17 protein-coding genes are annotated in these 18,824 nt (G+C 67.0%); 8 read left to right on the plus strand and 9 right to left on the minus strand.

Annotated features, from left to right (window positions below; translation table 11 throughout):
* A partial coding sequence (locus tag QZ951_RS16040; protein ID WP_293002376.1) for a P-loop NTPase fold protein occupies positions 1-3,112 on the plus strand: 3,112 nt, incomplete at its 5' end.
* Between the two features lie 7 nt (positions 3,113-3,119).
* On the opposite strand, the gene QZ951_RS16045 is transcribed toward QZ951_RS16040, so the two are convergent.
* From QZ951_RS16045 to rpoE, 6 genes are all read right to left on the minus strand, one after another.
* Complete coding sequence (locus QZ951_RS16045) at positions 3,120-4,049, minus strand: bestrophin family protein (RefSeq protein WP_293002378.1); 930 nt, start codon at positions 4,047-4,049, stop codon at positions 3,120-3,122.
* Positions 4,046-4,306 (minus strand): glutaredoxin family protein, encoded by a 261-nt coding sequence (locus QZ951_RS16050; protein WP_293002380.1) that lies wholly within the window; start codon positions 4,304-4,306, stop codon positions 4,046-4,048. Before QZ951_RS16050 ends, QZ951_RS16045 begins: the two co-directional genes overlap by 4 nt.
* A gap of 17 nt (positions 4,307-4,323) precedes the next feature.
* Positions 4,324-5,901: a Do family serine endopeptidase gene (locus QZ951_RS16055; protein ID WP_293002382.1), complete on the minus strand. Its 1,578-nt coding sequence runs from the start codon at positions 5,899-5,901 to the stop codon at positions 4,324-4,326.
* Between the two features lie 192 nt (positions 5,902-6,093).
* Positions 6,094-7,245 (minus strand): MucB/RseB C-terminal domain-containing protein, encoded by a 1,152-nt coding sequence (locus tag QZ951_RS16060; protein ID WP_293002384.1) that lies wholly within the window; start codon positions 7,243-7,245, stop codon positions 6,094-6,096.
* Positions 7,245-7,895 (minus strand): sigma-E factor negative regulatory protein, encoded by a 651-nt coding sequence (locus tag QZ951_RS16065; RefSeq protein ID WP_293002386.1) that lies wholly within the window; start codon positions 7,893-7,895, stop codon positions 7,245-7,247. The genes QZ951_RS16060 and QZ951_RS16065 overlap by 1 nt, the downstream gene beginning before the upstream one ends.
* 170 nt (positions 7,896-8,065) lie before the next feature.
* A complete protein-coding gene (gene rpoE, locus QZ951_RS16070; protein WP_293002389.1) occupies positions 8,066-8,638 on the minus strand; it encodes an RNA polymerase sigma factor RpoE in 573 nt (190 codons plus the stop codon).
* Between the two features lie 126 nt (positions 8,639-8,764).
* On the opposite strand from rpoE, the gene nadB reads away from it, so the two are divergent.
* The 3 genes from nadB to glp are packed head-to-tail and all read left to right on the plus strand — an operon-like array spanning position 8,765 to position 12,222.
* Positions 8,765-10,354, plus strand: a complete 1,590-nt coding sequence (nadB, locus tag QZ951_RS16075; protein WP_293002391.1) for an L-aspartate oxidase — start codon at positions 8,765-8,767, stop codon at positions 10,352-10,354.
* Positions 10,351-10,962, plus strand: coding sequence for a molybdenum cofactor guanylyltransferase MobA (gene mobA, locus QZ951_RS16080; RefSeq protein WP_293002393.1), 612 nt, complete (start codon positions 10,351-10,353; stop codon positions 10,960-10,962). The genes nadB and mobA overlap by 4 nt, the downstream gene beginning before the upstream one ends.
* 9 nt (positions 10,963-10,971) lie before the next feature.
* On the plus strand, positions 10,972-12,222 hold the full coding sequence (glp, locus tag QZ951_RS16085) for a gephyrin-like molybdotransferase Glp (RefSeq protein WP_293002395.1): 1,251 nt from the start codon (positions 10,972-10,974) through the stop codon (positions 12,220-12,222).
* Positions 12,223-12,233: 11 nt separating this feature from the next.
* Here the strand turns inward: glp and QZ951_RS16090 are convergent, their stop codons facing one another.
* Positions 12,234-13,397: an acyl-CoA dehydrogenase family protein gene (locus QZ951_RS16090; protein WP_293002397.1), complete on the minus strand. Its 1,164-nt coding sequence runs from the start codon at positions 13,395-13,397 to the stop codon at positions 12,234-12,236.
* 202 nt (positions 13,398-13,599) lie between these two features.
* Here QZ951_RS16090 and QZ951_RS16095 point away from each other — a divergent pair, with 202 nt between their 5' ends.
* From QZ951_RS16095 to QZ951_RS16105, 3 genes are all read left to right on the plus strand, one after another.
* Positions 13,600-14,292: an outer membrane beta-barrel protein gene (locus tag QZ951_RS16095; RefSeq protein WP_293002399.1), complete on the plus strand. Its 693-nt coding sequence runs from the start codon at positions 13,600-13,602 to the stop codon at positions 14,290-14,292.
* 108 nt (positions 14,293-14,400) lie between these two features.
* Positions 14,401-14,847 carry a protein tyrosine phosphatase family protein gene (locus tag QZ951_RS16100; protein WP_293002401.1) on the plus strand — a complete coding sequence of 149 codons (447 nt, stop codon included), beginning with the start codon at positions 14,401-14,403 and terminating at the stop codon, positions 14,845-14,847.
* Positions 14,848-14,967: 120 nt separating this feature from the next.
* A complete protein-coding gene (locus tag QZ951_RS16105; RefSeq protein WP_366943960.1) occupies positions 14,968-16,836 on the plus strand; it encodes a radical SAM protein in 1,869 nt (622 codons plus the stop codon).
* Between the two features lie 7 nt (positions 16,837-16,843).
* Here QZ951_RS16105 and QZ951_RS16110 read toward each other — a convergent pair whose 3' ends face one another.
* Positions 16,844-17,266, minus strand: a complete 423-nt coding sequence (locus tag QZ951_RS16110; RefSeq protein WP_293002405.1) for a hypothetical protein — start codon at positions 17,264-17,266, stop codon at positions 16,844-16,846.
* 138 nt (positions 17,267-17,404) lie between these two features.
* Between QZ951_RS16110 and QZ951_RS16115 the strand changes: the two genes are divergently transcribed.
* Positions 17,405-18,295, plus strand: coding sequence for a LysR family transcriptional regulator (locus QZ951_RS16115; RefSeq protein ID WP_293002407.1), 891 nt, complete (start codon positions 17,405-17,407; stop codon positions 18,293-18,295).
* Positions 18,296-18,313: 18 nt separating this feature from the next.
* Here QZ951_RS16115 and QZ951_RS16120 read toward each other — a convergent pair whose 3' ends face one another.
* Positions 18,314-18,823, minus strand: coding sequence for a hypothetical protein (locus QZ951_RS16120; protein WP_293002409.1), 510 nt, complete (start codon positions 18,821-18,823; stop codon positions 18,314-18,316).
* Between the last annotated feature and the right edge of the window lies 1 nt (position 18,824).

Consider the following 18,824-nt stretch of genomic DNA (forward strand, 5'->3'; position numbering starts at 1 on the left):
CGGCACCGCCCTCCGCAGCGCCGATGCCGGCGCAACCTGGGTCAAGGCCGACAGCACCACCACCGATACGCTCAGGTCTGTCGCGCTCGGCCCCGATGGCAGGACCGCCATCGCCGTGGGCTCAAGCGGTACCGCCCTCCGCAGCGCCGATGCCGGCGCGACTTGGGAGCCGGTACGTTACGGACGGGCGCCGTCGCCAGCGTTCTGGATCGGCTTTGTTGCTGCACTTGTTCTCACCGTATGGCTTTGGCGCGGCGGCTGGATCAAGCCGAATCACAGGGACGGCATCGAGGGTATTGGCGTCGATGACGGCCCGATCGACGATGCAACCAAGGATCGACTCGGCATCAACCCGATCGCTCGCGCGCTGGCCCGCTTTCTGGCCAACGAGGCCACCCGTCCATCACTCGTGATCGCGGTGCAGGCACCCTGGGGGCGTGGCAAGAGTTCGCTGATGAACCTGCTGCGCGAGGCGGTGGCCGAGCGGCAGATGCGCACCGTGTGGTTCAACGCATGGCATCAGCAGAGTGACGACGGCGTATTGGCGTCGCTGCTCGACGCGATTCGCGAACACGGCTTGCCAAGTGCCTGGACCGCTGACGGCTTGCGCTTCCGCGGGCACCTGCTCTGTCGGCGCTTCAAGAACCGCCATCCGCGCTGGCTGACGGTGGCAGCGTTGATGGTCATTGCCGGATTCGCCGGACTGAGCCTCGCGGTCATTGCTCGATCTGCAGTGTGGTCCAAAGCGCTGAAAAACTTGCCTGCGACCGAGTGGTGGCCTGCAACCTGGGCGCATGTCGTCGCCGCCGACGCTATCGCCAGCCTCTCGGAACTGCTGCGAGGCGACCTCGGCCCGCAACTTGACGATCCCAAGCTGTTTGCCACCCTCGGTCAGTTGTTCGGCATGCCCGAAGTACTGGCAGTCCTCGGCGCGCTGCTGCTTCTGGTGGTCGGCGGGTGGCTGCTGATCGTTTTCGGGTTGCGGGCATTCCCGGAATCGCCTGCGGCGTTGCTTGCGTCCACATCCACGAAGTTCCGGCTTGGAGATGCCCAGGCGCAGACCAGCTTTCGCGAGCGCTTCCGCCGCCACTTCAAGGATGTTTCCGAAACGCTGCGGCCCAACACGTTGACGCTGTTCATCGATGACATCGATCGCTGCACACCGGAAAGGGCGCTGCTGATGCTCGAAGCAGTCAACTACCTGACCACCAACGGAGAATGCTTCGTGGTGCTCGGTGTGGCGCGGGAGGTGCTGGAAGCGCAACTTGCACAAGCCCTCGGACCGGTTGCGGATCAGGATTGGGAATTGCGCGCTGCCGACGACGCACGCTCTGGCACGAACGCGGAAGACACTGAAGCGCAGGCAAATCAGGCCCGACAGAACGCGCGTCTCAACTACGCGCGCAAGTACCTGCGCAAGCTGATCCAGATCGAAGTGGACGTGCCGCAGTTCAGCCATGAAAAGCTGGCAGAACTGGCCGAGCAGGTGCGGGCCGAGAAGAAGGAGGAAAGCGACCGGCCGAAGCGGACGGCGGACAAGCTCGTAATCCTTTGGCTGTGGTGGACCGTAGCGAATGCATCGCAGGGTTTTCGAGGATTGGCCAAGCTGGCGATCGGTGGTCTGTTCGCGACGGCGCTCTTTGGCGCCGGTTCCGGCGTTACCGATTGGGTGAGCCAAGCACAGCAAGCGGAAAGCAAGCGAGTAATCGCGTTAGCCGGCGCAAAGAACGATGCGTCCGCGGGTTTACTTGAAGCCCGCGAAGTTGTCGTTCGCCTAGCTGAAGCCGAGTTGCCGCCCGACCCGGCTCCTGGCGTCAAAAGAAGTTCTGGCACAAAAAAAGCTGGATCGACCCCAGCGGTAGCAGTCGATGAAACAGCCGTTACTGACGAGTCCACTGACGCTCGGGCGGTGGGCGGAGCAACGGAGGATCGGACAGCAAAACCTGCAACAAGCATACAAAAAGAGCTCCCGGCTATTGCTTGCGGTCCGAGCGACAAACTGCCTCGAACAAAGCAAGGCCTGACTGCATGCATACAGACCATTCAAGCCGAGTTCGCGCTGCTGGAAACCAAGGCTGCACAGATCGACAAGCTGCCAGACGGGGCGAGCGATCGAACGATCGCTTCGGCGACGAAGGAGTTCGCTACCGTTGCGGAGAGGCTCAAGCAACGCTCCGTGGCGCTGGATGAAAGCTTGAAGCCTGAAAGCGACAACGACGGACAGACAAACACCGAGGTAAATCCAAATCCTCAGCCGGCGGTTCCCTTCGGCTCCAGAACCGCGTCTGCCGACGCCCCCGTCGACCTTCCATCGCCCTTGTGGCAATGGGCATTGATTGCGCCATTCGGTGTTGTCTTGCTGTTCATCCTGCTGCGCCGCGAAAATCCGGTCGAGCGCGATACCCGTGACTTCATCAAAGCGTTTCGAATCTGGACACCACTGGCCCTGGCTGAGCAGGACAACCAGACGCCGCGGGAAGTCAAGCGGTTCATCAACCTCGCGCGGTACTCGGCAGCGCGTCTGTCGGCACCGGTTATCAGCCCGACGCGGCTTGAACGACTCCGGCAGTTGAGCGAACCAACTGGTAAGGCCTCAGTGGGCACCGTTGCAGGGCAGCAGGACAACAACTATCTGCCGCCGGAGGAAGTGGTTGCGATGGCAGCGATGGTCAAGCGTCATGGCCCGGCCGGCATTCGCCGGATTATCGAAAAGCAAGCACGCAATCCGCAGCACCTGTTGAGCGCAATCCTGCGCGTCTCAATCGATGGCGACACTTTTGCACTCACAAAGCCGTGGGATGAGCATGACAAGACTTTTGGCACTGCTTTGAACGTCACGCCCAAGAAAATTCTGGACTTCCTTGAAGCGGTAAGCGCCATCCGACTTGAGCAACCCCCGGCATCTCAAGCGCCTTTCGATTCCTCAACCGCGCAAAATGCGGAAGGGCTGGAGCCGAAAGCCTCGTCAGCAGAAGCCCCCATCAATGAGCGCCCACCAATGACGGCATCGGCATCGGTATCGGTATCAGGTGGCGGGTCAGTTTCCGCAAGTGCTCTCGTCTCTGACGCCGTTCCAAGTCAAAGCGGCAGCGACATTCGCAAGACCGAGTAAGCAATCGTCAGCGCAACACGAAATCCGCCGGAATCGGCTTCGGCGGCGGCAAGGGCTCGCCGAGCATTTCGAGCAGCGAGGCTTCGATGTTTTCGCAGATCGCGCCGAGGGCGAGGTCGTTGTCGTCGAAGCCGAACGGCGCTTCGAGCTCTTCGGCAATCGCTTCGAGCGCCATGAAGGTGTAGGCGACAAACACGGCGAACACCGGGGCGTACCAGCCGATGGTGCCAACCAGCGCGAATGGCAGCAGCGTGCAGTAGAAGTAGATGGTGCGATGGACCATCACCGAGAACGTCAGCGGAATTGGCGTGCTGGCAATCCGTTCGCAGCCGCCGATGGCATCGCCGAGCGTGTTGAAGCTCTGCTCCATCGAGGCCGACAGGATGTCCGACAGATTGCCTTCGCGGCGGGCGGCGTGCAGTTGGTCGCCGAGCAATTGCTGGATCACGACCGGCTTCCAGCGGGCGGCGAGGACGCGCGGCAGGTCTTCGGCCACCAGCAGGCGGTGCAGGTCTTCGCTGGCATCGGTCTGGCGCAGCTGATGGCGGAACGCGTGCGCGTGGGCGATCAGTGCGCGGACGAAGCGTTGGGCGTCCGGCGATTTCGGTGCCCATTCGGTCAAGGTCAGCGCCTGCCGCGCCAGCGCCCGCGAGGCATTCATGATCGTGCCCCAGAGCTTGCGGGCATCCCAGTAGCGCTCGTGGCTGACGTTGATGCGGAAGCCGAGGAAGATCGCCAGTGCCAGCCCGAGCAGGGTGAAGGGCTGCAGGTTCAGTTCGAGCCGGTCTCGCCAGACGGTATCGACACCGACATGCAGCAACTGCGCGAACACGCCGAGCCCGCCGACGATCGCGAGCCGCGGCAGCAACTTGCGCAGCACGGAGCCGCGCCAGATGAACAGCATCTTGAACCAGTGCGGCCGGGGTCGGACGATCATCGGCCGGCTCCGTCGGCGAGCGCGGCGCGAAGCCGGTGTTCATCGAAGAAGGTTTCGCAAAGCAGCGTGCCGTGGTCGTCGATCAGCACTGGAATGACCTTGCCCCAGCGGCCGGCCCAGCCGGCGCGGCTGTCGACATCGGCAACCGTCAGACGCGGCAGCAGATCCGGGCACGCTGCAGCAAAGGCTTCATGAAATTCTTCGCACAGGCCGCAGCCTTCGCGACTCAGCAGGGTCAGTGCCGACGTGTCCGCCATGGGGGCCGCCATCGTTCTCAGGGCTTCGGCGGCACCGCGAGTGCGAGGAACAGCGGCGAGCCCTGGCGCTGCACCAGCAGCGGCACGCTCTGTCCCGGCGTCAGGCGTTCGGCGACCTGCGCATAACGCTCGGCGCTGTCGATCTCGGTGCCGGCGATCGACAGGATGACGTCGCCCGGCACGAGTCCGGCCTCGCGGCCGACACCGGGTGCGACATCGACCACGCGGACGCCGCCGGAGACGACCTTTTCGCTGCGGCGTTCGGCATCGGTCAGCGTCTGCACATTGACGCCGAATGGGCGTTCGGTGGCGCCGCCGCCCGGTGGCTGGGCCTGTGGCGTCGGGTTCGCATCGCCGCTGTTGTCGGCCAGATCCTGTTCGGCCAGCTCGCCGACCTCAACCTTGACCGTGATGCGCTTGGACTCGCGCAGCAGTTCCAGCGCGACGGTTTCGCCCGGCGTCACATCGCCGACCAGCGGCTTCAAGGTGCGTGACGTGGCGATCTCGGTGTCGTTGAACTTGACGATGATGTCGCCGGCCTTGATGCCGGCCTGCTGCGCCGGGCTGTCCGGCAGCACGCGGGCGATCAGCGCGCCGCCCGGCTTTTCCATGCCGAACGACTGTGCCAGCTTGCGATCGACTTCCTGCATGACGATGCCGAGCCAGCCGCGCCGCACGCGGCCATTTTCCTTCAGCGATTTCGCGACCTTGGCGGTGACATCGATCGGGATCGCGAAGGCCACGCCCTGGAAGCCGCCGTTCTGGCTGTAGATCTGCGAGTTGACGCCGACAACCTCGCCCTTCAGGTTGAACAGCGGGCCGCCGGAGTTGCCTGGGTTCACCGCGGCATCGGTCTGGATGAACGGAACATATTGTTCGGTATCGAGATTCCGGCCCTTCGCGGAAATGATGCCGGCGGTCACGGTGTAGTCGAAGCCGAACGGCGAGCCGATCGCCACGACCCAGTCACCGACACGGGTCTTCTTCATGTCGGCAATCTTGACCGCCGGCAGGTTCTTGGCATCGATCTTCAGCAGCGCCAGGTCGCTGCGTTCGTCGGATCCGACCAGCTCCGCCGGGAACTGGCGGCGATCGGACAGGCGCACGACGATTTCCTTGGCGTTCTTGACCACGTGATGGTTGGTGACGATGTAGCCGTCCGACCACAGGATGAAGCCGGAACCGAGCGACTGCTCGCCGCCGAAGCCGTCCGGGCCATCGCCGCCGTCGCCATCACCGTTGTCGCCGCCTTCATCCTGCGACGGATCGCCCGTGCTCGGTTCCGCGGCGTTCGGATCGACCGGCGCGCCATCGGCCGGCGGCGCCGCGCCATCGCTGCCGGGAACCTTGCCGCCGTGCTGCTCCAGGAATTTCTTCAGCCAGTCCGGCACCGGTCGGCCATCGCTGCCCGGAGCGGAATCGTTGCGCGCCAGCGGCTCGGACTCGATCGGCACGGCGCTGATGTTGACGACGGTCGGGCTGACCTTCTCGACCAGATCCGGCAGCTCCGGCAGGCCCGTGCTGCGCGATTCGGAGCAGCTGGCAAGCAGGGCGCTGGCGGCAAGCAGCGGCAGGGCCAGCACGGCGGTACGCATCATTCGATTCCCCAGACGAAAGGCCGGAAACGGTCAGGCAAGGCAGAGCGAATCGCCCGCAGGCGGCTGCGGTGTCGATTCCAAGTGAATTCAATTATGAGTGGCGGCAGTTGACCATGTGCCGCGGGGACCGGCAAGCGAATTGCCGCACTGCAGCCAAACGGCTGCAGCGGGCCGTGACCGGACGCGGAATCAGCGTCCGGGGTTGGTGCCCGGCGCAGAGCCGCGCGTTGCCGCCGGCACGGGACCGGGGATGGCTCCTGGGATGACGACCGGCGGCGTCACCGTCTGCGAATTCGGCAGCAGGATCGGCTGCGGCAGGCCGCCGGCCGGGGCCGAATTGTCGCTTCGTCCCTGCGATACCGGCCCGGGCAGCGGTACCCGCAGGTTGTCGCCGATCAACCGCAAGGCCGAGCCCGGCACTTCGCCAACGATGGTCACGTGGAACGAGCCGACGACGCGACCATAGGCCTGCACGGCGCCCACGTGCGAGATGCCGCTGAACACCGCCTCCTCGCGCGACTGCACGGTGCTGAACACCGACACCGACGACAGGCCGTCCGACAGCAGCAGATGCTCGACATTGCCGTTGCCTTCCGGCAGCGGGCGGTCATCGTGCGAAATGATCTTGAAGCCGCGCGGCAGCTTGTCGAACGCGACCTGCGGCTCGCCGTGCTGGTCCGGCGGCGGCAAGGCATCGAGCTTCGGCAGGTTGCTGGTGATCAGGTTGAACTTGCGGATGTCGACTTCGGTTTCGAAGGCGTCGTCCGGAATCGACTTCGGGAACGCCACCTCGGTGAACATCACCTGTTCCATCACCTCGCCGCGCGGACCGGTCAGGCTGACCTTCAGCGGCAGTCCGGTTTCCTGGTCGGTCCAGACTTCGTAACCGTACCGGAACTCGTCCTTCGGTCGGACGGTGACGCCGTTGCACAGGCGGCCGGCAATCCGGCCCTGGCCTTCGCTGCGGAATTCGTAGTACGCCTTCAGCTGCTCGACGCGTTCAACCGTCAGCTGCGCCAGAAAGCCCTTCAGGTTTGGCCGCTCGATGCTCATCTGCCGGCCTTTCGGCAGGATGCAGATCAGGCGGTTGTCGATGCGAAGCAACTGCCGCGGCTCGCCGGTCAGCGAGACCATGCGTTCGCGCTCGCTGTCGTCCTTGAACCGATGCGCAACCCTGAGAACTTCGAAGCGCTCGTCACCGCGATAGATGACGACACCCTGATAGTTGCTCGTTCGGGATGCTTCGGCCGACTTGACCAGCAGGGTGCCGGGGTCGAGGTCTGCCGCTGCCGATGCCGTGGAGGCGCAGGCCACGCCTGCGCAGAGCAGCAGGCGACGCATCAGCGCTGACCGTCAGCCGGCCGGTAGTCCGCCGAACGCACGGCAATGCGGGCGTAGCTCAGCGAACCGCCCATGCCGGCTTCGGCGCGCGAGTTCGAGTGCTCCATCATGTAGTCGTTGAGCTGGCGGTAGGCGTCAGGGCTGAGACGATCCTGGGCGCCACTGATGCCGCCATCGGCACTGATCCGCACGATGTCCGCGTTGTCGACATTGTCCGACCCCGCCACCTGCACCGCACCACCATCGATGGGCGTGCTCAGCAGGTTGAGACCGCCGAAGACAGCGACTGCCGCAATCGACGCCGCCGCGGCCAGCCCCGCCATCGGCTGCCAGCGGCGCCCACGGGCGGCTGGGCGAGCGGCCGATTCGCCAACCGGACGGGCCACCGGGGCCGGACGGCGCATCGGTACGACTTTCGGGCTTTCGGTCGCGACCGCCGGCGTTTCAGCGGCGATTGCCGCCATCACGCCGGCCGCGAAATCGAACGACGGCTTCGCGACCGAGACACCGGCCAGCGCATCGCGGGTCAGGCACATCCGGCTCCAGCGAGCCTTGAGTTCGGGCGACCGCGCGATCGCCGCAAGCGCAGCCTCGGCTTCGGTTGGGGAGCATTCACCATCCAGCAGCGCTGACAGCAATTCTTCAGACATTGAACTCATTCTGGTCCGCAAAACACCGACCACGATGCCAACATTAACCGCGCCTGAACGGAAAAGTTCCGTACAGCCCGTAGCAAAAATCACTCAGCAATGACATTTCGGACTTGACTCCGAACATGCCGGACACACAACGGCAGATTGGCAACCGGTTCCGCAAGTCGCTAGTTCATCAACGGGTTGACGACGGCGTCAATCGCCTCGCGCGCCCGGAAAATGCGCGAACGCACCGTGCCGATCGGGCAGTCCATGGCCTCGGCAATTTCCTCGTAGCTCAAGCCTTCCAGTTCGCGCAGCACGATCGCCTGCCGCAGGTCCGGCGGCAGCTTGGCGATCACTTCGCCGACCTTCTGCTTGATCTCGTCCGACAACAGCAGGGATTCCGGCGTGTCGACATCGCTTAGATGTTCGGTATGGCCGAATTGTTCCGCGTCCGCGATATCGATGTCCTGATTCGACGGACGGCGCCCGCGCGACACCAGATGGTTCTTCGCGGTGTTGATGCCGATGCGGTACAGCCACGTGTAGAACGCGCTGTTGCCCTGGAAGCCCTTCAGCGCGCGCCAGGCCTTGATCAGGGTTTCCTGGGCCACGTCGTGGGCATCGCCGTCGCCGACCAGTCGGCCGACCAGCTGCACGATCTTGTGCTGGTACTTGCGCACGAGCAGTTCGAAGGCGCGGGTATCGCCCTTCTGCGCGAGGACGACCAGTTCTTCGTCAGTGATGTCTTGGCTCATGCGCAGCGTGGAGAGGGTGCGGTCATCGGCCGGGACCCCGGCTCACCTGCCCAGGATTGTGGCTAAACTCCGCGATGCAACTCGTTGTCGTCGTTAACCAAATTCTAGCAAGCTAATCAATCCCGCGTGAACGACTCCGATGTCCTGATTCTCGGCAGCGGCGCTGCCGGCTTGTCGGCTGCCCTGCGTCTGGCGGAAGCCGGCCACCGCGTCTGTGTGGTCTCCAAGGGGACGCTGGCCGGCGGCTCGACCTTGTGGGCACAAGGCGGCATCTCCGCCGTGCTCGACGAAGACGATTCGGTCGAAGCCCATGTCCGCGACACCCTGATCGCCGGTGCCGGCCTGTGCGACGAAGCGGCAGTGCGCTTCACCGTCGAGCGCGGCCCGGAATGCATCGCCTGGCTGGTCGATCAGGGCGTGGCGTTCACCCATGCCGATGGCGAACTGCGCGGCCAGCGACTGCATCTGACCCGTGAAGGCGGCCACAGCCATCGTCGTGTCGTCCATGCGGCCGACGCCACCGGCCGCGCGGTCGAGACCACCCTCGCCCAGTTGGCCGAAGCGCATCCACTGATCGAGGTCCGCGAACGGACCGTGGCGATCGACCTGATCGTCGACAAGGTGGCCCGACGCGTCCACGGCGCCTACCTGTACGACCGCAACAGCAAGGCGATCGAAGCGGTCGCGGCGAAGGCCGTGATCCTCGCCACCGGCGGCGCCAATCAGGTCTACCTGTACTCGTCGAACCCATTCGGCGCCAGCGGTGACGGCATCGCGATGGCCTGGCGCGCCGGCTGCCGCGTGTCGAACATGGAATTCATGCAGTTCCACCCGACCACGCTGTACCACGGCGATTCGCGCTCGTTCCTGATCTCCGAAGCGCTGCGCGGCGAAGACGCGACCCTGCACGTGCCGAACCCGGACGGCTCGGTCGGCGAACGGTTCATGCCGCGCTTCGACGAACGCGGCGAACTGGCGCCGCGCGACATCGTCGCCCGCGCGATCGACCACGAAATGAAGCGGCTCGGCGTCAAGCACGTGCTGCTCGACATTTCGCACAAGCCGGCGGACTTCGTGCGCGAGCATTTCCCGTCGATCCACGCGCACTGCCTGAGCCTGGGGCTGGACATCACGAAGTCGCCGATCCCGGTCGTGCCGTCGGCGCACTTCACCTGCGGCGGCGTGGTCACCGATCTCGCTGCCCGCACCGATCTGGCCGGCCTGTACGCCGCCGGCGAATGCGCCAGCACCGGCCTGCATGGCGCCAACCGGCTGGCGTCGAACTCGCTGCTCGAATGCCTCGTGTTCGCCGAAGCCGCGGCCGCCGACCTGATCCGCGAACTGCCGTCGATTCCGGCGCCGCCGGCGCTCAAGCCCTGGGATGAATCGCGCGTGTCGGATTCCGACGAGGACGTCGTCGTCAGCCACAACTGGCTGGAACTGCGCACCTTCATGTGGGATTACGTCGGCATCGTCCGCACCACCAAGCGCCTGCTGCGCGCGCGTCACCGCGTGGCCCTGCTGAAGCGCGAGATTCTCGAGTTCTACCAGCACTACCGCGTCAGCCATCACCTGATCGAACTGCGCAATCTGGTGACCGTGGCGGAGCTGATCGTCGAATCGGCCCTGGCTCGCCGCGAAAGCCGCGGCCTGCACTACACGCTGGACTATCCGGCGACCGACGAGATCGCGCAGCCGACCGTCCTGACCCCGTGACCGCCCGCAGCATCAGCGCCCTCGTGCTGTGCGGCGGCAGCGGCAGCCGCCTCGGCGGCGTCGACAAGCCGCTGCAGCCGCTGGCCGATCGACCACTGATCGAGCGCGTGCTCGAACGGCTGGCGCCGCAAGTCATGGACATCGCGATCAGCGCCAACCGTCATGTCGAGCAGTACGCGGGCTACGGTCTGCCGGTGATCGGTGACGGGCGCTGGGCCGATTGCGGTCCGCTGGCCGGCCTTGCCGCCGGCCTCGACGCGGCGAACACGGACGATGTGCTGTGCGTCCCCGGCGATGCCCCGCTGCTGCCAGACGACCTGCTCGCGCGCCTCGATGCCGCGCGCGCGCAGCGGCGAGCCGACCTCGCGTACGCCGAAGATCGCGCGGGCCCGCAGCCGCTGTGCTGCCTCGTGCCACGCACGCTGCTCGGCGATCTCGTGGCCTATCTCGATGCTGGCGGTCGCACCCCGCGCGACTGGTTCGCCCGCCATGCTGCCGTGGCCGCGCCGTTTCCGGAGTGGCCCCTGTGGGCCTGGAGCGCCAACACGCCGGACGAATGGCTGAACGCCGAGCGGCGGCTCTCCGACACCCTGATCGCGTCCGAATAGGCGGCCCGAATGATTTCGCTCGAAGCCGCTCTCGCCGCCTACCCGGCCCATCTGCGGCCGCTGCCCGCGACGAGCGTGGCCACCATCGCGGCACACGGTCTGGTGCTGGCCGCGCCGGCGTTCGCCGAAACCGACCTGCCGCGCTTCGATCAGAGTGCGCTCGATGGCTACGCGCTGTGCGCCGCCGATGTCGCCGCGGCGTCGCCGGCGCACCCGGTCACGCTGCCGATCGCGCTGCACATCGCCGCCGCCGCGCAAGCCGGCACGCCGACGCTGCCGCCGCAGTCCGCCGCCCGCATCCTGACCGGCGCGATGATGCCGGCCGGTGCCGACGCGATGATTGCGCAGGAGCGCGCCACCCGCATCGGCGACACGCTGCAGTTCACCGCGCCGTGGCCGGCCGGCCGCAACATCCGCCGCCGCGCCGAGGAACTGTCGAAAGGCACGCCGCTGGCGCAGGCCGGCCAGCGCATCGGCCCGGGCCTGCTGGCCTCGCTGATCAACGCCGAGGTCTCGACCGTGCGCGTGCATCCGCGCCCACGCATCCACGTGTTCGCGACCGGCGACGAGATTCGCCCGGCGGGAAGTCGGCTCAAGCCGGGCGAAATCCACGACAGCAACGGCCCGCTGATCGCCGCATTGCTGCGCAGCTGGGGCCACGACGCACCGACGATCGGCCATCTGCCGGATGACCCTGCCGCCGTCCGCGCCGCGCTCGAAAAAGCGTTTGCCGAGGCCGACCTGGTGATCACCGCCGGCGGCGCTTCGGTGGGCGACAAGGACTATCTGCCGGCAACCGCCGAAGCGCTCGGCGTTCGCCGCGTGTTCTGGAAAGTGGCGCAGAAGCCGGCCAAGCCGATGTTCTTCGGCGTTCGCGAAACGCCGGATGCTGCCGCAGGCAGCGGCACCCGCCAGACCGTGATGCTGGCGCTGCCCGGCAACCCGGGCGCGGTGCTGATCGGCATGGTGCTGCACGCACGGCTCGTCATCAGCCACCTGGAAGGTCAGGCGAACCCGGACCTCGGCTGGTCAACCGCCGTGCTCGCCGAGCCGGTCGAACGCGACAGCGAACGCGCCCGCCTGATCCGCATGGCGCTGAGCCACGATGCCGGCGGCGTCGCCCGGCTGCAGCCGCTGCCGAATCAGGACTCCCACATGCTCAGCAACCTCGGCCGCGCCGACGTGCTGGTGTGGGTCGAGGCAGGCGCCGGCATCGTCGACGCCGGCACCGTGCTGCGCTGGATTGCGTTGCCGGCCTGAACCGCTCGCGCTCAGACAGCGCCTTTCAGAATCCCCTTCGCCAGACTCCAGCGATGCACCTCGCTTGGGCCGTCGTAGATCCGAAATCCCCGAGCGTCGGCGAAGATGCGGGCGACGATGGTTTCGCCGGTCACGCCACGGCCGCCGAGGATTTGCGCCGAGCGGTCGATGACGCGCCAGATCGCTTCCGAGCAGATCACTTTCGCGCGGCTCGATTCGGCCTTGCCGGCGTGTCCCTGGTCGAGCACCCATGCGCAGTGGGCGATCGCGAGGCGGCTGGTGTGCAGGTCCATGTCGTTGTCGGCGAGCATGAAGCCGACGCCTTCGTGGCTGCCGAGCGTCTTGCCGAAGGCCTGTCGGCTGCGGGCGTAGTCGGTGGCGATGTCATGCGCGCGGCGGGCCTGGCCGAGCCAGCGCATGCAGTGGGTCAGGCGGGCGGGTGCGAGGCGCACCTGGGCGTAGCGGAAACCCTGCCCGGCTTCGCCGAGCACGTCGTCGACCGGAATCCGCAGGTTCTCGAAGCGCACCACGGCGTGGCCGCCGGTGAAGCAGCGGTCGAGCGCGTCCATCTGGCGTTCGAGGACGATGCCGTCGCGGTCCATGTCGGTCAGCAGCATCGTGGCGCTGCCGTCTTCCATGCGCGCCATGATGATTGCGAAGGCCGCGCCATGGGCGCCGGTGATGAACCACTTGGTGCCGTTGACGACGTAGTGATCGCCGTCGCGCACGGCGGTTGTCATCAGCATCGATGGATCGGCGCCCGCGCCCGGCGCCGGTTCGGTCATGCAGAAGCACGATCGCGTGCGGCCGGCGACCAGCGGCGCCAGCCAGCGCGCCTTCTGGGCTTCGGTGGCGACGATTTCCATCAGGTGGATGTTGCCTTCGTCCGGTGCGGCGATGTTCATCGCGATCGGCCCGAGGGTCGAGTAACCGGCTTCCTCGAACACGACGGCTTTCTCGGCATGGCTCAGGCCCAGGCCTCCGAGTTCGCGCGAGGCGTGCGGTGTCAGCAGGCCGGCGCGGCGCGCTTTCGCGGTCAGTTCGTCGCGCAGGCCATCGGTCGGGCCATGCGCGGTGACGCGGCCGTCGGTCTCGTAAGCGATGACTTCATCGCGAATGAAGGCGCGGACGCGCAACTTCAGGTCTTCGAGTTCGGGGGCAAGGCTGAAATCCAAGGGAGCGGGTCCGGTCGGCGGTAAGTGCGCGAAGCGTAACGGTTCGTAACGGCGCGGTCAGCGCGCCGCGTCGTTCAGTCATCGCTCAGCTTGCCCCCGCCAATCTGGCGCCGCTCGCAGCGCTGCCCCCGCAGCCTGCGAGCACCGGCGATCCGTCCCGGATCGGCCGCTGCCCCCTCACTGCACCCACATGAGCCATCCCATGAAGAAACTCCTGACCGCCCTGGTTCTCGTCGCGCCGGCCGCTGCCTTCGCCGATCCCGGCCACCGCGGCGGCCACGCACCGCGCCACGACGATACCGTCGACATCTCCGGCTACGCCGGTGGCAGCTTCCTGAGCATCGATGACGGCGTCGACAAGGTCGATCCGGACGGCAGCGACGTCGGCGTGCGCGCCAAGGTCTTCCTCGGCAGCGGCCTGTTCCTCGGCGGCGAGTACACCTATTCGGATACCGAAACGACTTTTGCCGGATCCAAGGCGCGTTATCAGGTCGACGAGTACCGCCTCGGCGGCGGCGTGCTGCTGCCGGTGTCGCCGTACTTCAAGCTCGGCGGCTACGGTCACTACGTCAATCAGCAGGTGCAGCTCGATTTCCAGGGCTTCGGCTTCCAGCAGGAAGCCGACGGTTATGACGTCGGCGTGCTGGCGCAGTTCGATGCCTCGCGCCGCCTGCAGGCCTATGGCCGCGTCGGCTACATCAGCCTGGAGCCGCAGGACAGCAACGGCAATGGCAGCGGCTCGCGCCTCGATGGCGTCGATCTGCTGATCGGCGCCAGCTACAGCCTGACGCGGAATCTGGCGCTGTTCGGCGAGTACCGCTACACGCAGCTCGACGACGACAGCACCTCGACCGATCTGTCCGCCGTGCGCGGTGGCGTGCGCCTGCGCTTCTGAGGCTTGCTGCGAGGATGGCGGTTGCCGTGACCTGCATGCCGGGTCGTTCGGCGACCGCCATCCGCCGTACACTCTCGCGCCCGTCCCCATTCCCGACTCCGCGCGACCATGACCACCCTGAACCTGCTGAACGAACGCCACCCGACCGACACGCTGTGGACCTCCGGCGCCGTCGCGCCCGAACAGTTCGAAGCCCTCGCTGCCGCAGGCGTGAAACGCGTCATCAACCTGCGGCCGCGCGCCGAGCAGGGCGAGTTCGATGAAGCCGCCACCGCCAGTGCCTGCGGCATGGCCTACGCCAATCTGCCGATTGCCGGCCCGCATGAGCTGACCCTCGACAACGTCAAGGCCTTCGATGCCCTGCTGGCCGAAACCGGCGACGAAGGCACCATCGTCCATTGCGCGAGCAACAACCGCGTTGGCGCGCTGTTCGCGCTGCGTGCGGCATGGATCCACGGCGCTTCGGCCGAAGATGCCCTTGCCATCGGCCGTGCCCACGGTCTGGCGGCGATGGAAGCGGCGGTCGCCGCGCTGCTGGCGCAGGGTCCGGCCTGACGCCGAACCGCTGATCGTCCAATTCCGCCGTTGCGGAAGCCGGCCGTGAGCAGCACCGCCTCGTCATCGGGCGCATCGGCGACCACCCGCAGGCCGCGGGTGCTGTCGCTGATTCCGCCGATGACGCAGCTGAACACGCCGTATCCGTCGACGGCCTACCTGACCGGCTTCCTGCGCCTGCACGGCGTCGAGGCAGTGCAGGACGACCTAGCGCTGAAGCTCGTCCTCGATCTGCTGAGCCGCGATGGCCTCGCCGCGATCCGGCAGCAGATCGACGCAATGCCGGAAGCGGTGATCACCGCGCCGATCGCCTCGTTCATCGAGCAGTACCCGCGCTATGACGCGACGATCGCTCCGGTCATCGCCTTCCTGCAGGGCCGCGATTCCACGCTCGCCCAGCGCATCGTCACCCGGCGCTTCCTGCCCGAAGGCCCGCGCTTTGCCACCCTCGATGTCTATGTCGACGACGACGGCGGCGATCCGCTGGCCTGGGCCTTCGGCGCGCTCGGCCTGGCCGATCGCGCCCGGCATCTGGCGACGCTGTATCTGAACGATCTGGCCGACGTGCTGCGCGATGCCATCGACCCGCGCTTCGAATTCGTCCGCTATGCCGAGAAGCTCGCCGCCAGCCAGCCGAGCTTCGAGCCATTGGCGGCGGCACTCGCCGCGCCGCACAACCTGGTCGATGCACGCCTGCAGGCGCTGACGCTCGAGACCGTGCACCAGCATCAGCCGGACATCGTGCTGATCTCGGTGCCGTTCCCCGGCGCGGTCTACGCCGCGTTCCGCATCGCACAAGCGGTGAAGCGGCACGATGCCCGCATCGTCACCGTGCTGGGGGGTGGCTATGTCAACACCGAACTGCGCGAGCTGGCCGAGCCGCGGGTGTTCGATCACTTCGATTTCGTCACGCTGGATTCCGGCGAACGGCCGCTGCTGGCGCTGCTCGACCATCTGGCCGGCAAGCGCCCGCGTGACGCGCTGAAGCGCACGTTCCTGCGTGACGCCGACGGCCGCGTCGTGAAGTTCGACGGCGCGCCGGAAGCGGACATCCCGTTCGACGAGGTCGGCACGCCGACCTGGGACGGCCTGCCGATCGACCGTTATCTGTCGCTGCTCGACATGCTGAACCCGATGCACCGCCTGTGGAGCGACGGCCGCTGGAACAAGCTGACGGTCGCGCACGGCTGCTACTGGAAGAAGTGCAGCTTCTGCGATGTATCGCTGGACTACATCTCGCGCTACGACGCCGCAAGCGCGACGACGCTGGTCGACCGGATCGAGGCGATCATTGCCGAAACCGGTCAGACCGGCTTCCATTTCGTTGACGAGGCCGCGCCGCCGAAAGTGCTGAAGGCGCTGGCGCAGGAACTGATCCGGCGCGGCGTGTCGATCTCGTGGTGGGGCAACATCCGCTTCGAGAAATCATTCAACCCGGCGTTGTGCCAGCTGCTCGCCGACAGCGGCTGCATCGCGATTTCAGGCGGGCTGGAAGTGGCATCGGACCGGCTGCTGGAGCTGATGAAGAAGGGCGTGTCGGTCGCCCAGGTCGCCCGCGTCACGCAGGCGTTCAGCGAGGCCGGCATCCTCGTCCACGCCTACCTCATGTACGGCTTCCCGACGCAGACCGTGCAGGACACGGTCGATGCGCTGGAATACGTGCGGCAGCTGTTCGAGGAAGGCTGTCTGCAGTCCGGCTACTTCCACCGCTTCACCTGCACCGTGCATTCGCCGGTCGGCCTGAATCCGGACGAATACGGCGTGCGGCTCGACCCGCCGCCATTTGCCGGCTTCGCCAAGAACGACATCAACTTCATCGATCCGACCGGCGTCGACCACGACGCGCTCGGCGTCAGCCTGAACAAGGCGCTGTACAACTATATGCACGGCATCGGGCTCGATACCGACGTGCGGCGCTGGTTTCTCACGCCGGTGCCGAAGCCGCGCGTGCCGAAACGCTTCATCGAATCGGCACTCGCGGCGCGCTAGCGCCGGCTCAGGCCGCGCGCGGCAGTTCGACCGCGATGGGCGTGATCGCCGGCGCGGCGATGCGGAACTCGCCGAACACGACGCGCACGTTGTCGACGGTGATCGCCGCTTCCGACATCGCGGCTGACGACAGCCCTTCGCGCAGCAGACGTTCGCGGGCCGTGGCGGCATCGCGGCCGGCGACGAGCGCATCGGTGAACTCGGCCAGCGCCTTCAGACGTGGCGTCTGCAGCACCGGCACCGGCAATGTCGGAACACCGGGGATCGCCGGAATCCGGCTCTGGACCACTGCCTGCTCGGCGGACGCCAGCTGTGAATCGCGACCGAACAGGCCGCGGCTGCGGAACAGGTCCGCGAGCATGGCGCGCGGCAGGCCGGTGATGCCGAGGATGTTGCTGCGGGTTTCGGTAACGGAACGGGGGGTGGACATGGCGCGGACTCCGGTGGCGACGCCGCAGCGGTGCGGCGTTTCATGGCGCACACGATGCTCTTTGCCACAACGCACGAGAAGCCCAAACAACTGCATCCTGATTTTGCGTTTTTGCAAATCTGCGCGACACTGCCGGGCATGGACTGGGACGATCTCCGCTATGTGCTCGCCATCGCCCGCGCCGGCGGCCTGAATGGCGCGGCGCGCGCGCTGGACGTCAACCCGTCAAGCGTCTACCGCCGGCTCGAGGCCCTCGAAGCGGCGATGGAAACGCGGCTGTTCGAGCGCCTGCGGGCCGGCTATCGCCTGACGCCGAGCGGCGAAGCACTGGCCGAAGCGGCCGAGCGCATGGAACGCGAGGCGCTGGCGGTCGAGAACCGGATCAAGGGCACGGACGTGCGACTCGAAGGCCACCTGCGCGTCAGCACCAGCGATGCCGTCTCGCTGCATCTGCTGCCGCGCTGGCTGGCCGAATTTCGCGACACCTACCCGGGCCTGACGCTGGACATCGCCTCGACCATCCAGATCGTCGATCTGTCGAAGCGCGAGGCCGATGTCGTCATCCGCGGCACCGCGAAGCCACCGGATCATCTGGTCGGCCGGCGCTGCGGGCCGATCCACTTCGCGGCCTACGCCAGCAAGCGCTATCTCGACAAGGCCGGGCGCGGCCGACCGCTGGCCGACTACGACTGGCTGGGGTTCGACGGCCCGATGCTGCGCGTGCAGCAGGCGAAATGGGTGGCCGAGCGCGTGCCCGAGGCCCGGGTGCGGCTGCGCTACGACAACTTCGCGCCGATCCGGCTGGCGGCGTCGTCCGGCCTGGGCTGCGCGGCACTGCCTTGCTTCGCCTGCGAGGACGATCCCGCGCTCGAACGGCTGCCGGAGACGCTGACCCCGACTGATTTCCACCTGTGGGTGCTGACCCACCCGGACCTGCGCAAGAGCGCCCGGGTGCGGGCGTTCCTGCAGTTCTTCGGCACGCGGCTGGCCGCGCTCGACCCGGGGCTGATGATCGGCATGCCGGCCTGAGGGCTCGGCGCGCGTGACTCAGCGTTCGCGGATCAGCACGAACGGCAGCCGCAGCAGGCCGCTGCCGCGCGTCAGCCGCCAGTCGGTTCGCGCCATGCCGAGCCAGACTTCCGCCGCTTCGCCATCCGTGGGCAGTCGACGCAGCTCGTCGACCACCGCCGGCCACGGGAAGCGCGCGGCGCGGTCGTAGCCGACGCGGGCGACAGGGCGTCCATCGGCCGGTGACGGCGCGATCGACAACTGCATCGGCAGCTTTTCGCGCGGTGCGCCGCCCGCCGCCGACTGCAGCAGGTTGACGCCGCTGCCATCCGCCCGAAAGCGCTTGCCATGCCAGCGCGGCAGGCCGCCGAGCGTCAGGCCGAACCTCGCCAGCGCCCGGAACCATGCCGGCCCGAGCAGCACCGCGCGGTAATCGCCGACCGGCAGCGCAGCCGGTGCCGCAAGCTGCGCGTGCAGGCGGCGCGCGGCAAGCAGGCCCAGCGCATCCGGTGCCGTGCCGGTCACGGGTTCGCGGGCGCCGTCGGCCATG

The organism is Nevskia sp. (assembly GCF_021732705.1).
Lineage (GTDB): Bacteria > Pseudomonadota > Gammaproteobacteria > Nevskiales > Nevskiaceae > Nevskia.

Excerpts from the sequence above, each read along its gene's own strand:
- QZ951_RS16110 (WP_293002405.1), bottom strand. The coding sequence starts at position 17,266 with ATGTCCACCCCCCGTTCCGTTACCGAAACCCGCAGCAACATCCTCGGC.
- QZ951_RS16095 (WP_293002399.1), top strand. The coding sequence starts at position 13,600 with ATGAAGAAACTCCTGACCGCCCTGGTTCTCGTCGCGCCGGCCGCTGCC.
- QZ951_RS16105 (WP_366943960.1), top strand. The coding sequence starts at position 14,968 with ATGACGCAGCTGAACACGCCGTATCCGTCGACGGCCTACCTGACCGGC.
- QZ951_RS16045 (WP_293002378.1), bottom strand. The coding sequence starts at position 4,049 with ATGATCGTCCGACCCCGGCCGCACTGGTTCAAGATGCTGTTCATCTGG.
- glp (WP_293002395.1), top strand. The coding sequence starts at position 10,972 with ATGATTTCGCTCGAAGCCGCTCTCGCCGCCTACCCGGCCCATCTGCGG.
- QZ951_RS16060 (WP_293002384.1), bottom strand. The coding sequence starts at position 7,245 with ATGCGTCGCCTGCTGCTCTGCGCAGGCGTGGCCTGCGCCTCCACGGCA.
- QZ951_RS16065 (WP_293002386.1), bottom strand. The coding sequence starts at position 7,895 with ATGTCTGAAGAATTGCTGTCAGCGCTGCTGGATGGTGAATGCTCCCCA.
- QZ951_RS16115 (WP_293002407.1), top strand. The coding sequence starts at position 17,405 with ATGGACTGGGACGATCTCCGCTATGTGCTCGCCATCGCCCGCGCCGGC.
- QZ951_RS16055 (WP_293002382.1), bottom strand. The coding sequence starts at position 5,901 with ATGCGTACCGCCGTGCTGGCCCTGCCGCTGCTTGCCGCCAGCGCCCTG.
- rpoE (WP_293002389.1), bottom strand. The coding sequence starts at position 8,638 with ATGAGCCAAGACATCACTGACGAAGAACTGGTCGTCCTCGCGCAGAAG.
- QZ951_RS16050 (WP_293002380.1), bottom strand. The coding sequence starts at position 4,306 with ATGGCGGACACGTCGGCACTGACCCTGCTGAGTCGCGAAGGCTGCGGC.
- QZ951_RS16120 (WP_293002409.1), bottom strand. The coding sequence starts at position 18,823 with ATGGCCGACGGCGCCCGCGAACCCGTGACCGGCACGGCACCGGATGCG.
- QZ951_RS16100 (WP_293002401.1), top strand. The coding sequence starts at position 14,401 with ATGACCACCCTGAACCTGCTGAACGAACGCCACCCGACCGACACGCTG.